We start from the raw sequence: 210 nt of genomic DNA, 5'->3' as shown, positions 1-210 counted from the left end.
GATGAGCGCCTGCACGAAGTCGATGTGCTCGGGAGAGAGCAGGAACACCTTGCTGGTCACGCGCTCGATCCGGCCGTGCAGGCCCATCGTCAGGCCGCTCGCGAAATCGATGAGGCGCTTCGCGTCGCCCTCGCCCATGCGGGAGAGGTTGATGATCACCGGGACACCCTCGCGGAAGCTCTCGGCGATGACCTTCGCGTCCTTGTACTC

At 64.8% G+C, this 210-nt stretch carries 1 protein-coding gene; it reads right to left on the bottom strand.

Annotated features, from left to right (window positions below; genetic code table 11):
* A partial coding sequence (locus AMS67_RS04545; protein ID WP_156316541.1) for a cell division protein SepF occupies positions 1-210 on the bottom strand: 210 nt, incomplete at both ends.

Origin of the sequence: Leucobacter japonicus, from assembly GCF_001273855.1 — a bacterium.
Classification (GTDB): Bacteria; Actinomycetota; Actinomycetes; order Actinomycetales; family Microbacteriaceae; genus Leucobacter; species Leucobacter japonicus.
This window is presented reverse-complemented; position numbering and strand designations above follow the sequence as displayed.